Consider the following 13,989-nt stretch of genomic DNA (forward strand, 5'->3'; position numbering starts at 1 on the left):
CCACAGACATTGAATGCCTGTAGACGGGGTTAATGCATCTTTCGGCATTGACTTTCGGCACGCTGTTGAGTTCTCAAGAATCGGACGCACACCGCAGCTTGGCCTTGCAGCCAGGCTCCCGGGGCAACCTGCGTTACTCTACCGGATCAGATCCACCGAGTCAAGACCCGATTTTTCCCGATCCCCACCCGCGTCTTGCTGGCCGACCCGAGTCCGAAGACGCGTTCCGGCTGAGCTAGCCTTTGGGGGTTTTGGAAGGTCCGGCCGCTTTCGCGTCCCGCGCTCGCTTCCAACAAGAAGAACATTACGTGGCTCCCAGGTGACCGGTCAAATCGGCTCCCGGTGGGCTGAATCACAGGCTTGTAATTTGCCTTCGGCAACCCGGATGTGGGAGTGGAGACCACTCCCACCCGCGAGCCGCGACGAGCCGTCAGCCCTGCGCCGGCGAAGCCAGAACCCCTGCAAATGAACGCTTCCCGCGTCGCAGCACGAGGACGCCGCCCGGCAGCAGGTCGTCCGCGGCCGGTACGTACTCCGCGTCCTTCACCTTCTCGTTGTTCAGGTACGCACCGCCCTCGGCCACGGTCCGCCGGGCCGCCGACTTGCTGGCGACCAGACCCGACTTCACCAGGAGGTCGCCGTACGTCGGCATCTGTTCTCCTGCGCCCAGCTCCACATGCGGTGCTTCACGCAGTGCGGCGACCAGAGTGGAGCCGTCCAGCGACCCCAGCTCCCCCTGGCCGAACAACGCCTTCGACGCTTCCTGCACCCGCCGAGTCTCGTCAGCTCCATGCACCAGCGTCGTGACGTCCTCTGCGAGCACGCGCTGCGCCTCCCGCGCCTGGGGGCGTTCTGCAGTGGCCTGCTCCAGCGCAGCGATCTCCTCAGCCGACCGGAACGTGTAGAACCGCACCAGCTGCATCACGTCGCGGTCGTCGGTGTTGAACCAGAACTGGTAGAACGCGTACGGCGTTGTCAGCTCCCGGTCCAGCCACACCGTGCCGGACTCCGTCTTCCCGAACTTGGTCCCGTCGGCCTTGGTGACCAGTGGCGTCGCCAGCGCATGCGCCTTGCCCTGATCCGTACGGCGGATGAGCTCCACACCGGCCGTCAGGTTGCCCCATTGGTCGCTGCCACCTGTCTGCAGCGTGCAGTTGTGCCGCCTGTACAGCTCCAGGAAGTCCAGCGACTGCAGCAGCACGTAGCTGAACTCCGTGTAGCTGATCCCCTGTTCCAGTCGCGCCTTGACGACTTCACGGCCGAGCATCCGGTTCACCGGGAAGTGCTTCCCGATGTCACGCAGGAAGTCCAGGGTGTTGAGGTCCTTGGTCCAGTCGTAGTTGTTGACGATCCGGGCCGGGTTGGGCAGCGACTGGTCGAAGTCGACGAACTTCTCCACCTGGGAGCGCACCCGCTCCACCCACTCGTGGACGACGTCCTTCGGGTTCAGCACCCGCTCCGACGTCTCCTTCGGGTCGCCGATCAGTCCGGTGGCGCCACCAACGAGCCCGATCGGGTTGTGGCCGGCCAGCTGGAGCCGTCGCAGCGTCAGCAGCTGCAGCAGGTTCCCCATGTGCAGGCTCGGCGCGGTGGGATCGAAACCGACATAAGAGGTGATCGGCCCTGCCGCCATCGAGGCCCGGAGGGCCTCCGGGTCGGTGGAGTGGGCGATCAGGCCACGGCTCTCCAGGTCGTCAAGCACCTGAGTGCGGCGTTCGGTCACTAGTTCTCTCCTCGAGTACGTCGGTCAGTACTAGTGTCCTGTACGACGAGACCCGGCTGCTCAGGTGGTCTCAGGGCGCGCAAGGACCGACCGCAGTTGTGGACGGAGCGCGTGGCCGTCAGGCCCCTGCACGGTGGCCGCAGTCGGCCGGTGTGGGTCGTGAGCGCCAGGGTCCGTGTTAGGCACCGGCAAACCGTGAGACAGCACCTGCTCGGCCGGGGTCAGCTGGCGGATGCCAATAGCGAGCACGTTGTCCGGGTGGGTCTGTGCGAAGTCGCCGTACAGCTGGGGGTCGTGCTGGCCGTCGTCACCGATCAGGACCCACCGTACGTTCGGGAACTCGCGGGCCAGTCGACGCAGGGCGGTCCGCTTGTGCTCCTGCCCGCTACGGAACCACCCGGTGTTCGTAGGTCCCCAGTCCGTCATCAGCAACGGTCCGGGCGGGTACCCGTGCCGCGCGAAGAAGCGCGTCAACGTGGGGGCCGTGTTCCACGCACCAGTGGAGAGGTAGAACATCGGAGCGCCGGGGTGGTCCGCCAGGAGCTCTTCGTACAGACCGGCCATTCCTGGTACGACGCGGCGGGCCTGCTCGTCACGGACGAACGTGTTCCAGGCCGCGATCAACGGCCGCGGCAGCATCGTCAGGATCACCGTGTCGTCGATGTCGCTGACCAGACCGAACGTCGCGTCCGGGTCCGGTACGAAGATCCGCGCCCGGGCCTGCCGCTCGCCGTGGACGCCGAGCATGATCTCGTGCCACCCCGCCGGCAGCACCTCCGGAACGGTCAGGTCGATGAACCCGCCGCGGTCGGTGATGGCGTCGTACGTCCGCCCGTTGACGGTGACCGACACCAGTACCTTCACCGCCGGCGCCGTGACGAACGCGCGCCAGCCCCGCACCACCTGGTCCTCGTCGTACCGCGGCTGGTTGCGCGGGTCCCGGCCGAGCACCACGCGCGCGAGCACGCGGACGAACTCGGTGTTGCCGTACCCGACCTGCGGGATGATCCGCTCCTGCCAGCCACGCCGCCGCAGCACCGCCTGCACCCCGACGTTGAACCAGTCCTCGAGACGGGATGCGTAGTGCGGACGGGCCATACCAGAAACCTACCCGGAGCATGGGCCGCTAGTCGTCCTCCCCCGCGGTCCGTGGACACCTTTGCGACGACGTTCATCAAGTCCGGAGCGAACTGTCGGCGGCGTCCTCTACCTTCTCCCCATGACCGCAATCGGAATGTGCTTCCCGCGTACCTATCCGGCCGCGCTCGTCACCGAGGTCGCGCGGCGCCTAGACCGCGGCGGCGCCGACGGGCTGTGGATCATCGAGGACTGCTTCTACACCGCGGGACCGTCACTGGTGTCGGCCGCCTTGACGTCCACCGAGCAGCTGACGGTCGGGCTCGGGATCGTGCCGGCGGTCGTTCGTACGGCGGCCGTGACGGCGATGGAGTTCGCGACGCTGGAGGCGCTCGGGCCGGGGCGGTTCCTGCCGGGTATCGGCCATGGGGTGCAGTCGTGGATGGGGCAGATGGGCGTACGGCCGAAGTCGCCGTTGACGGCGCTCGAGGAGGTCACCACCAGCGTCACCCGGTTGCTGCGGGGCGAGGAGGTGAGCTTCGAGGGCAAGACGGTCTTCCTCGACAAGGTGAAGCTCGACGCACCACCGGCCAACGTCCCGCCGATCCTGCTCGGGGTGCAGGGGCCGAAGTCGATGGCGCTCGCTGGGCGGGTCGCGGACGGCGTTGTACTCGCCGAGCCGGCGACCGCGGCGTACGTGCAGCAATCGGTGGAGTACGCCGGATCGCCCGAGGGGTTCGTGGTCGCGACGTTCACCGCGATGTGCGTCCGGGCGGACCGGAAGACGGCGTACGAGTGGACCGCGCCGTGGCTCGGGTGGCGGATCGGCGACCGGGCGCCGCAGCTGACCGCGTTGCCGTTCTTCGACGAGCTGAAGGCGTTGCACGACGCGAGCGGCGAGGCCGGGCTGGTCGGAATGCCGAGCGACTGGTGGACCGCGATCGGTGCGGTCGGGACGCTCGACGACGCGGCCGAGCACCTGGACGGGTTGGAGGCGGCCGGGGTGGATCATGTCGGGCTGTTCCCGGATCCGGAGGTGGAGCACGGGCTGCCGCAGCTGGACTACGTGCTCGAGCTGACGAACCGCTGAGGCGCTGCTCGTACGGCCGACACTAGGGCGGGCTGCTCGTACGGCCGGCTCTAGGGGCGTTTCTTCGGGACGTGTGGGCGGTACGGCGAGACCGTCGGGTCGTTTGGGATCCAGAAGCGCCACGGGCGGTCGGCGGCGTCGCGGAGGCCGACGCGCGGGCCGGTGGCCGGTACGCCGTCGTAGCCGGGGCCGTCGAGGAGCCGGATGGGTGAGTCCTTGGCGAGTAGGTCGGCGCCGTTGCCGGCGCGTCCGATGCCGAGGGCAACACACAGGCGGGCCGGGCCGCGCGCAAGGTCGCGGTCCGGGTTGGGCGCCGGGCGCTTGCTCACCGGACCCGGTCGGACAGACGCCTGCGCCAGCTCCGAGCGGACGCCAGGTGGGGTGGCGGATCGGATGGATGCTTGGTTGAAGGCTGACTTCTGTGGGGCGGGTTGGCCGCGGCGGATGCGGGCGAGTTCGACGCCTTCGATGACTTCGCCGGCGCGGAGCAGGACTGCCGAGGGTTGGGTGTCGGGGCCGACGACGACATTCATGCAGAAGTGCATGCCGTAGGTGAAGTACACGTACAGGAAGCCGGGCGGGCCGAACATCACCTCGTTGCGCGGGGTCTGACCCCGGTACGCGTGCGAGCCGGGGTCGTTAGGTCCGTCGTAAGCCTCGACCTCACTCAGCCGCACCGCGACGGTCCCCTCGTCGGTGGTGCTGCGCAGAACCATGCCCAACAGCTTCGGAGCGACATCCAGCACGGGACCGGCGAGAAGCGAACGACGCATGCGCAGCACCCTAGGCGACCGCCGGACAAGCCGGTTGCGCCGGCTCAGGCTAGGCGGGTGGCGTGTTCTGTTACTCGGGTGTGGAGTTCGGCCAGCTGGGCTTCGACCTGGGGCTGGGCTGTGCCGCCTCGGGTGTTGCGGGAGGATAGGGAGCCCTGGACGGTGAGGACTGAGTGGACGTCGGCGGTCAGGTGCGGGGAGATGGCGGCCAGGTCTTCGTCGGTGAGGTCCCAGAGTTCGATGCCGCGTTTTTCGCAGGCTTGGACGCAGGCGCCGGCCAGTTCGTGGGCTACCCGGAAGGGGACCTTCTGGCGGACGAGCCATTCGGCGATGTCGGTGGCGAGCGAGAAGCCCTGTGGAGCGAGCTCTTCCAGGCGCGCGGAGTTGAAGCGCAGCGTGCGGATCATGCCGGTGAACGCGGGCAGCAGTACTTCGAGGGTGTCGATGGAGTCGAAGACCGGCTCCTTGTCCTCCTGCAGGTCCCGGTTGTACGCGAGCGGCTGCGCCTTCAGCGTCGCCAGTAGACCGCTCAGGTTGCCGATCAGCCGGCCGGCCTTGCCGCGGGCGAGTTCCGCGATGTCCGGGTTCTTCTTCTGCGGCATGATGCTCGACCCGGTCGAGAACGCGTCGTCCAGTTCGACGAACCCGAACTCCTTCGTCGCCCAGATGATCACCTCCTCGGCCTGCCGGGACAGGTCGACGCCGATCTGCGCCAGCACGAACGCGAACTCCGCGACGAAGTCCCGCGACGACGTACCGTCGATCGAGTTCGCCGACGAGTTCGTGAACCCGAGCTCATGAGCAACAAAGACAGGATCGAGCCCCAGCGAACTACCGGCCAGAGCACCCGAACCGTACGGCGAGTCCGCGGCCACCCGGGCATCCCAGTCGGCCAACCGGTCGAGGTCCCGGATCAACGGCCACGCATGCGCGAGCAGGTGGTGGGACAGCAGCACGGGCTGCGCGTGCTGCAGGTGTGTACGACCGGGCATGGCCACACCCAGATGCGCGGAAGCCTGCTCGGCCAGCGTGTTGACCTGCTCCAGCACCAGCCGGCCGATGATCCGGGCATGCTCACGCAGGTACGCCTTGTAGAGCGTCGCGACCTGGTCGTTGCGGGAGCGGCCGGCGCGCAGCCGGCCGCCCAGCTCGGCACCGAGCCGATCCAGCAAACCGTGCTCGAGCGCGGTGTGCACGTCTTCGTCGGCCTCGGCGGGCAGGAAGCGGCCGGCGAGGACGTCGGCGAGAAGCCCGTCGAGACCCGCCAGCATCGCGGCCAGGTCCTCGTCGGTCAGCAGACCCGCGCGGTGCAGCACCTTCGCGTGTGCCTTCGAGCCGGCGATGTCGTACGGCGCCAGTCGCCAGTCGAACTGGGTCGACTTGCTCAGCGCCGCCAGCGCGTCAGCTGGACCGCCAGTGAACCGGGCTCCCCAGAGAGCTGAGTCCCGCGCGGCGTTCTCTGTACTACTCACAACAAGTTCCTCTACTTCGGTTCGGAGCGGGCGGCGAGGGACAGGAAGCGGGCGGCCAGGGCTTCGCCGCCGGTGGGATTGCGGGAGACGACCATCACGGTGTCGTCGCCGGCGATGGTGCCGAGAACGTCATCCAGTCCCACGTGGTCGATCGCCGACGCGAAGTACTGGGCCGCTCCCGGCGGGGTTCGCAGGATCACCAGGTTGGCGCTGCCCTCCGCGGAGACCAGGAGCTCGGACGCGACCCGGGCCAGGCGCGCTTCGAAGGCCGCCGCTTCGCCGGCGCGAGGCGTACGGTCGCCGCCTTCACCGGGTACGGCGTACACGAGCTGGCCGGACGAGTCGCGGACCTTCACCGCACCGATCTCGACCAGGTCCCGCGACAGCGTCGCCTGCCCGACGACCAGCCCGGACGCAGCCAGCAGATCAGCCAGCTCGGTCTGCGACCGTACGGGCTGCCGACCCAGCAGGTCCACGATCCGCTGCTGCCGAGCAGTCTTGGTCGTCGGTACGGCGATGCTCATTCCCCGAAACTCCTTGCCAACAGCCACGACAGCAGCGCCTTCTGCGCGTGCAGCCGGTTCTCGGCCTCGTCCCAGACGACCGACTGCGGGCCGTCGATCACGGCCGCCTCGATCTCCTTGCCACGATAGGCGGGAAGGCAGTGCAACACGATCGCATCCGGCTTCGCCTTGCCGAGCAGTTGCTCGGTGACCGAGTACGGCACGAACGGCGCCTCGCGGTCGGCGGCCTCGGCCTCCTGCCCCATCGACACCCAGGTGTCGGTGGCAACGACATCGGCACCGTCGACCGCGGCGGCCGCGTCCGCGGTCCACGCGACGGATCCACCCGTCGAAGCCGCGATCTCCGCGGCGCGCGCGAGAATCGCCGGATCCGGCTGGTACTCGGCAGGCGAACCGACCACGACGTGCATCCCGGCGGTCGCGCCGCCGAGCAGGTACGAGTGCGCCATGTTGTTCGCGCCGTCGCCGAGGTACACCAGCTTCAGCCCGGCCGTCGCGCCCTTGTGCTGCCGTACGGTCTGCAGGTCGGCGAGGATCTGGCACGGGTGGAACTCGTCCGTCAGCGCGTTGACGACCGGCACGGACGACGCCGCGGCCATCTCCTCGATCCGCGACTGCCCGAACGTCCGCCACACGATCGCCGCGACCTGCCGATCGAGCACGCGGGCAGTGTCCGCGATCGGCTCACCGCGTCCGAGCTGGGACGTCTGCGCGTCGATGATCAACGGCGAACCGCCGAGTTCGGCGATCCCGACGGCGAACGAGATCCGGGTCCGGGTCGACGTCTTGTCGAAAATCACCGCGACGGTCTTCGGCCCTTCGAGCGGCTTGTGCCCGTACCGGTCACCGGCCAGCTGTGCGGCCAGCGTGAGTACCTCGTCCTGTTCGACCGGCGACAGGTCGTCGTCCCGCAGGAAGTGCCGCACCATCAGATCTCCACCTTGTCGAGCAGCCCCGGGAGGGCCGCGACGAAACTGTCCGCATCAGCCTTGCTGAGGATGTACGGCGGCGCCAGCCGCAACGCGTCCGGGGTCGGGTTGTTGATCACGAACCCGGCCTCCAGCGCCAGCGCCGCCACCTGGTCGGACACCGGCTCGGTCAACTGGATCGCGAGCAACAGCCCACGCCCGCGGACGCCCGCGATCAGCGGATGGTCGAGCGCGATCACCGACGACGCGAGGTGGTTGCCGACAGCATTCACCTGGTCGAGCAATCCGTCCCGCTCGATCACGGTCAGCACCGCGAGCCCCGCGATCGCCGCGACCGGGTTGCCGCCGAACGTGGTCCCGTGGTTCCCCGGCTGCAGCAGGTCCGCGGCCGCGCCGAGCCCGATGCAGGCGCCGATCGGGATGCCCGCGCCGAGGCCCTTCGCCACCGTCACCAGGTCCGGCGTGATCCCCTCGGTCTGGTACGCGAACCACGTGCCGGTCCGCCCGATCCCGGTCTGGATCTCGTCGATCCACAGCAGCGCGCCGTGCTCGGACGTGATCCGCCGCGCGGCTTGCAGGTATCCGGCCGGCGGTACGACGACACCGTTCTCGCCCTGGATCGGCTCGAGCACCACCGCCGCAGTCCGGTCGTCGACCGCGGCGGCCAGCGCCTCGGCGTCGCCGTACGGGACGAACTCGACGTCACCCGGCAGCGGTGCGAACGCCTCCCGGTACGCCGGCTTCCAGGTCACCGCGAGCGCGCCCATCGACCGGCCGTGGAAGGCGCCGACAGTGGAGACGATCTTGGTACGGCCGGTACGCCGGGTGATCTTGAAGGCGGCCTCGTTCGCCTCGGTGCCTGAGTTGGTGAAGAACACCTTGCCGGGAGCATCGAAGAGACCGAGCAACTTCTCGGCCAGCGCGATCTGCGGTGCGGAGGCGAAGAAGTTCGAGACGTGGCCGAGCGTCGCGAGCTGCGAGGTCACCGCGGACACCACGAACGGGTGCGCGTGGCCGAGGCAGTTCACCGCGAGCCCGCCGAGCAGGTCGAGGTACTTGTTGCCGTCGGCATCCCACAGGTACGCACCCTCGCCCCGGACCAGCACCCGCTTCGGAGCGCCGAACGTGTTCATCAGAGCGCTCGAGTAGCGCTCGGTGAGCGCGGCCTGGGTGCCGTCGACGGTGAGCAGTTCGGTCATGAGGGGATCACCTGGGTTCCACTTCCGGCGTCGGTGAAGATCTCCAGCAGCAACGAGTGCGGCACGCGGCCGTCGATCACAGTCGCCCGGGACACGCCCGACTCGACCGCGCGCAGACAGGCCTCCATCTTCGGAACCATGCCAGACGCCAGCGATGGCAGCAGCTCGGCCAGCTCGGCCGCGTCGATCTGCGTGATGATCTCGTCGCTGTCCGGCCAGTTCCGATACAGCCCGGCGACGTCGGTCAGTACGACGAGCTTCTCGGCGCCGAGCGCGACCGCGAGCGCGGCGGCCGCGGTGTCGGCGTTCACGTTGTGCGCCAGGCCGTCCTCGTCCGGCGCGATCGTCGACACCACCGGGATCCGGCCCGCGTCGATCAGGTCGATCACGGCCTCCGGGCGGACCTCGACCACGTCGCCGACCAGCCCGATGTCGACCTGCTCGCCGTCGACGAGCGCCGTACGGCGTTCCGCGGTGAACAGGCCCGCGTCCTCGCCGGACATGCCGACCGCGAACGGGCCGTGCGCGTTCAGCAGGCCGACGAGCTCGCGGCCGACCTTGCCGACCAGCACCATGCCGACGACGTCCATCGCCTCCGGGGTGGTGACCCGGAGCCCGCCACGGAACTCGCTGTCGATCCCGAGCCGGCCGAGCATGTCGCTGATCTGCGGCCCGCCGCCGTGCACGACGACGACCCGGACCCCGGCGTACCGGAGGAACACGATGTCCTCGGCGAACGCCCGCTTGAGCTTGTCGTCGACCATCGCGTTCCCGCCGTACTTCACCACGACGGTCTTCCCGTGGAACTGCTTCAGCCAGGGCAGCGCCTCGGTCAGTACGGCGGCCTTCTCGACCGCGCCTTCATAGATCATGAGGAGTACGCCGAGTTCTCTTCGACGTACGCGTGCGAGAGGTCCGTGGTGAGTACGGTCGCGGACGCGGGGCCGGCGTGCAGGTCGATGACCACGTCGATCTCCAGGCCGCTGAGGTCCGCCTCGGAGCGGTCGACGCCCTTGCCGCCGGCAACACAGATAGCAGCGCCGTTCAGCGTGATGTCGAGCAGTGACGGGTCGAACGCGGTCGGGGCGTTGCCGACCGCCATCGCGATCCGGCCCCAGTTCGGGTCGGAGGCGAAGAACGCGGTCTTGCACAGGTTGTCCTCGGCAACGATCTTGGCGGCGGCCAACGCCTCCGCCTCGGACGCCGCGCCCTGCACCGTGATGCTCACGTGCTTGGTGACGCCCTCCGCGTCCGCCTGCAACTGCTTCACCAGGTCAGCAGCCAGTGCGGTCAGCGCGGCCTCGAAGGCCTCGGGCGTCACGGTCACCCCGGAGGCACCCGAGCTGAGCAGCAGTACGGTGTCGTTGGTCGACGTACCGCCGTCGACGTCGAGCCGGTTGAACGTCTTGCCGACCGCGTTCCGCAGCGCGTGGTCGAGGTGCGGCTGGTCGAGGACGGCGTCGGTGGTGAGCACGCTCAGCATCGTCGCCATGTTCGGCGCGCACATCCCGGCGCCCTTGGCGAAACCGCCGATGCTCCACCCGTCCGGGTGTTTCAGCGCGGCCTGCTTCGGCACGTTGTCGGTCGTCATCACCGCGGTCGCCGCCGCCAACCCAGCCTCAGGCCCGTCGGCCAAGGCGGCAACCGCCTTGTCGATGCCGGGAAGCAGAGCATCCATCGGAAGCCGCTCGCCGATCAGGCCGGTCGAGCAGACACCGATCTGCGCGGCGCCGACGCCCAGCACGTCGGCCAGCTTCTCCGCGGTCTTGTGGGTGTCCTGGAAACCTTCGGGTCCGGTGCAGGCGTTGGCGCCGCCCGAGTTCAGCACGACTGCTTTCAGAACACCGGCGGTCAGGACCTGCTGCGACCAGAGCACCGGCGCGGCCTTCACCTTGTTCGTGGTGAAGACGCCGGCGGCGACGTCGTGCGGGCCGTCGTTGACGACGACGGTGAGGTCCGGCGTACCGGCCGGCTTGATCCCGGCGATCACTCCGGCCGCTCGGAAGCCGGCCGGCGCGGTGACACCGGCGCTCCGATCGACATGAGTGTCCGGGGTGACGGCGAGGGTCACGGGGCTACTCCTACGAGAGGCAGGGCCAGGGTCTCATCGAGACCGGTGGCCAGGTTCATGCACTGCACGGCGGCGCCGGCGGTGCCCTTGGTGAGGTTGTCCATCGCGGCCACAATGATGACTCGGCCGGTGGGGCCGGTGCGCTGGTCGAGGGCTACTTGCAACTGCACGGTGTTCGCGCCGAGGGTGGCCTGCGTCTGCGGCCATTGTCCCTCGGGCAGCAGGTGGATGAACGGCTCGTCGCCGTACGCGTCCTCGTACGCCTTCCGTAACGCTGCATAGTCGGTGCCTTCGGCAACCGGTGCGCTGCAGGTCGCGAGGATGCCGCGGGCCATCGGGACCAGTACGGGCGTGAACGACACGCTCACGGGCTGCGATGTGTACGGGGTGAGGTTCTGCTCGATCTCCGGTGTGTGACGGTGTACTCCGCCGACGCCGTACGCCGAGGCGGAACCCATCACCTCCGCGCCGAGCAGATGCGCCTTCGGGGCCTTGCCCGCGCCCGACGTACCGCTGACCGCGACGACCACGAGCTGCCCCGCGTCGACGAGGCCGGCCTGTACGGCGGGAAGCAAGGCGAGCGTGGAGACGGTCGGGTAACAACCCGGTACGGCGACCCGGCTCGAACCGCGGAGCTTGTCCCGTTGACCGGGGAGCTCCGGGAGCCCGTACGGCCACGAGCCGGCATGCTCGCCGCCGTAGAACTCGACCCACGCCTCGGCCTCGGTCAGCCGGAAGTCCGCGCCGCAGTCGATCACGGTGACGTCCTCGCCGAGTTGCTCGGCGATTCCGGCGGACTGTCCGTGCGGCAGGGCCAGGAACACCACGTCGTGACCGGCGAGGTTCTCCGCCGTGGTCTCGACCAGGATGCGCCCGGCCAGCGGCACGAGGTGCGGGTGGTGCACGCCGAGCGCCGTACCGGCGTTCCCACCGGCGGTCAGGGCGCCGATCTCGACCTCGGGGTGGCTGCTCAGCAACCGGAGCAGCTCGCCTCCCGCATACCCGCTGGCCCCGGCCACCGCCACCTTCACGCTCATGTGAATGAGTATGCCACGAAGCGGATGAATATCCAAGATCGTCGTGAGCGGGGTCATGTCACAACCGACCAGGTGAGCCGTGTCCAGGAGTCGACGACGAACCTTGGAGGACGTGATGGCGCGGATCGAACTGGAGCACAAGCGGACGTGGTTCGTGCGGCTGGCGGAGTGGGGCAGCCGGCGGAAGTACGGCGAGGTACTGGATCCCGGGAAGGCGGCGCTGCACAACCGGCGGGTGCTGACCACGATGCTGATGATGGAGGGGTCGGCCGCACGCTGGAACAAGCTGGATCCCGGCCTGAAGGCACTGGCGGTGATGGTGACGTCGGCCCGGATCGGGTGCAGCTGGTGCATGGACTTCGGGTACTGGGAGTTCCATCACCAGGGTGTCGACCAGGCGAAGCTGCGGGATGTGCCAGGGTGGCGGGACAGTGACGTCTACTCGGATCTGGAGCGCGCGGTGATGGATTACGCCGAGGCGATGACGGCGACCCCGCCGGAGGTCACCGACGAGCTGGTCGAGCGGTTGCGGGCAGACCTCACCGACGAGCAGTTGGTCGAGCTCACGGCGACCGTCTCGCTGGAGAACTACCGCTCCCGGACGAACGCCGCGCTCGGGCTCACCAGCCAGGGCTTCAAGGAGTACTGCGAACTGAGGCCGGTGCAGTGACCGAGGAACAGCTCGCGGCGGAGTTCGCCGAGCATCGTCAGGTGCTGGTCGGCGCGGCGTACCGGGTGGTCGGGAGCGTCAGCGACGCGGAGGACGTGGTCCAGGAGGCGTGGCTGCGCTGGGCCGGCGTCGATCACGACGACATCCGCGAACCGCGGGCATACCTGATCCGCATCACCACCCGCCTCGCGCTGAACAAGCTCCGCGAGCAGAAGGCGCGCCGGGAGTCGTACGTCGGCCCGTGGCTGCCCGAGCCGCTCGCAACCGATGACGACGACCCGGCCGCCGCGGTCGAGCTGGCGGACTCGGTCAGCATGGCGATGCTCGTCGTACTCGAAACCCTGTCCCCGCTGGAGCGCGCCACGTTCGTGCTGCGGGAGGTCTTCGACCTGCCGTACGACGAGATCGCGGACACGCTCGGCCGGTCGGAGTCCGCCGTACGACAGCTCGCCCACCGCGCCCGCGAGCACGTCCACGCGCGGCAGCCGCGGCACCACGTGGACAAGGCGCGGCACGACGAGCTGACGATGCGGTTCATGCAGGCCGCCGGGAGCGGCGACTTCGATCAGGTGGTCGCGCTGCTCGCGCCGGATGCCGTACTGATCAGCGACGGCGGCGGCAAGAAGCGCGCCGCGCTGCGGCCGATCCACGGCGCGGAGAAGATCGCCCGCTGGCTGTTCGCGGTGCTCGCGGACAACCCGGGGTTCGAGATCCGGATGGCGTCGCTGAACGACGAGCTCGCGTACGTCGCGTACTTCGACGACCAGCCGGACACGGTCACGTTCATGAAGAGCACGGACGGCCGGATCACCGAGCTGTACCTGATCCGGAACCCGGACAAACTGGGGCAGGTTCCGTCGATCGAGCCGTAGACTATCTGCAACTCAGTCGCAGATGGAGGCGCAGTGAAGTATCTGGTGGCGGACCCGGACGAGGCACTCGACCCGGGGTTGCGAGCGGACCTGCTGGACACCTGGGTGGCCGCGACGAACGCGGGCGGCGCGGTCGGGTACACAGCGCCCGCGCCGGTGGACCTGGTCGCGGAGAACCTGGACGGCGCGCTCGGGCGGGTCGCGGCCGGGCTGGACCTGCTCGGCGTGCTGCACAACGGCGAGCGGTACGTCGGGATGGGCATGCTGGTGTCCCGCGGGAGCGCGTTGCAGGCGCACTGGCGGACGGTGCTGCGGGTGATGGTGCATCCGGGGTACCAGGGCAACGGCGCCGGGCGGTTGCTGATGGAGGGTCTGCGCGGTTCGGCGGTCGACCTCGGGCTCGAGCAGCTCCAGCTGACGATCCGCGGCGGCCTCGGCCTGGAGAGCTTCTACGGTCCGCTCGGCTATCGCGTCGTCGGTACGCACCCGCGCGCGGTCCGCGTCGCGCCCGACGACTACCGCGACGAGATCATGCTGGTGAAGGACCTGTAG

14 protein-coding genes are annotated in these 13,989 nt (G+C 69.0%); 4 read left to right on the forward strand and 10 right to left on the reverse strand.

The genetic code is table 11. The annotated features are described in order from the left end of the window. Positions 1–430 precede the first annotated feature (430 nt). Positions 431–1,723, reverse strand: a complete 1,293-nt coding sequence (tyrS, locus tag ACZ5BU_RS00005; RefSeq protein ID WP_465694283.1) for a tyrosine--tRNA ligase — start codon at positions 1,721–1,723, stop codon at positions 431–433. 60 nt (positions 1,724–1,783) lie between these two features. After that, positions 1,784–2,821 (reverse strand): App1 family protein, encoded by a 1,038-nt coding sequence (locus ACZ5BU_RS00010; protein WP_465694285.1) that lies wholly within the window; start codon positions 2,819–2,821, stop codon positions 1,784–1,786. A gap of 121 nt (positions 2,822–2,942) precedes the next feature. Here ACZ5BU_RS00010 and ACZ5BU_RS00015 point away from each other — a divergent pair, with 121 nt between their 5' ends. Beyond that, on the forward strand, positions 2,943–3,890 hold the full coding sequence (locus ACZ5BU_RS00015; RefSeq protein ID WP_465694286.1) for an LLM class flavin-dependent oxidoreductase: 948 nt from the start codon (positions 2,943–2,945) through the stop codon (positions 3,888–3,890). A gap of 50 nt (positions 3,891–3,940) precedes the next feature. Here the strand turns inward: ACZ5BU_RS00015 and ACZ5BU_RS00020 are convergent, their stop codons facing one another. Genes ACZ5BU_RS00020 through argC form a run of 8 tightly spaced genes read right to left on the reverse strand, consistent with a single transcriptional unit; the run spans position 3,941 to position 11,895 of the window. Then, on the reverse strand, positions 3,941–4,663 hold the full coding sequence (locus ACZ5BU_RS00020; protein ID WP_465694287.1) for a DNA-3-methyladenine glycosylase: 723 nt from the start codon (positions 4,661–4,663) through the stop codon (positions 3,941–3,943). A gap of 44 nt (positions 4,664–4,707) precedes the next feature. Next, complete coding sequence (argH, locus tag ACZ5BU_RS00025) at positions 4,708–6,135, reverse strand: argininosuccinate lyase (protein ID WP_465694288.1); 1,428 nt, start codon at positions 6,133–6,135, stop codon at positions 4,708–4,710. 11 nt (positions 6,136–6,146) lie between these two features. Beyond that, positions 6,147–6,659 (reverse strand): arginine repressor, encoded by a 513-nt coding sequence (locus tag ACZ5BU_RS00030; RefSeq protein WP_465694290.1) that lies wholly within the window; start codon positions 6,657–6,659, stop codon positions 6,147–6,149. Then, a complete protein-coding gene (gene argF, locus ACZ5BU_RS00035) occupies positions 6,656–7,588 on the reverse strand; it encodes an ornithine carbamoyltransferase (protein WP_465694291.1) in 933 nt (310 codons plus the stop codon). The genes ACZ5BU_RS00030 and argF overlap by 4 nt, the downstream gene beginning before the upstream one ends. Further along, complete coding sequence (locus ACZ5BU_RS00040; protein WP_465694292.1) at positions 7,588–8,787, reverse strand: acetylornithine transaminase; 1,200 nt, start codon at positions 8,785–8,787, stop codon at positions 7,588–7,590. The genes argF and ACZ5BU_RS00040 overlap by 1 nt, the downstream gene beginning before the upstream one ends. Then, positions 8,784–9,659 (reverse strand): acetylglutamate kinase, encoded by an 876-nt coding sequence (argB, locus tag ACZ5BU_RS00045; RefSeq protein ID WP_465694293.1) that lies wholly within the window; start codon positions 9,657–9,659, stop codon positions 8,784–8,786. The genes ACZ5BU_RS00040 and argB overlap by 4 nt, the downstream gene beginning before the upstream one ends. Further along, positions 9,656–10,858: a bifunctional glutamate N-acetyltransferase/amino-acid acetyltransferase ArgJ gene (gene argJ / locus ACZ5BU_RS00050; RefSeq protein WP_465694295.1), complete on the reverse strand. Its 1,203-nt coding sequence runs from the start codon at positions 10,856–10,858 to the stop codon at positions 9,656–9,658. Before argJ ends, argB begins: the two co-directional genes overlap by 4 nt. Beyond that, positions 10,855–11,895, reverse strand: a complete 1,041-nt coding sequence (argC, locus tag ACZ5BU_RS00055) for an N-acetyl-gamma-glutamyl-phosphate reductase (protein WP_465694296.1) — start codon at positions 11,893–11,895, stop codon at positions 10,855–10,857. The genes argJ and argC overlap by 4 nt, the downstream gene beginning before the upstream one ends. A gap of 115 nt (positions 11,896–12,010) precedes the next feature. Here argC and ACZ5BU_RS00060 point away from each other — a divergent pair, with 115 nt between their 5' ends. From ACZ5BU_RS00060 to ACZ5BU_RS00070, 3 genes are read left to right on the forward strand one after another with little or no spacing between them, the layout of a single operon-like run. After that, complete coding sequence (locus ACZ5BU_RS00060; RefSeq protein WP_465694297.1) at positions 12,011–12,565, forward strand: carboxymuconolactone decarboxylase family protein; 555 nt, start codon at positions 12,011–12,013, stop codon at positions 12,563–12,565. After that, positions 12,562–13,437 carry an RNA polymerase sigma-70 factor gene (locus tag ACZ5BU_RS00065; RefSeq protein ID WP_465694299.1) on the forward strand — a complete coding sequence of 292 codons (876 nt, stop codon included), beginning with the start codon at positions 12,562–12,564 and terminating at the stop codon, positions 13,435–13,437. Before ACZ5BU_RS00060 ends, ACZ5BU_RS00065 begins: the two co-directional genes overlap by 4 nt. 33 nt (positions 13,438–13,470) lie before the next feature. Continuing rightward, complete coding sequence (locus tag ACZ5BU_RS00070) at positions 13,471–13,989, forward strand: GNAT family N-acetyltransferase (RefSeq protein ID WP_465694300.1); 519 nt, start codon at positions 13,471–13,473, stop codon at positions 13,987–13,989.

This window comes from Kribbella sp. NPDC031520 (genome assembly GCF_055580825.1).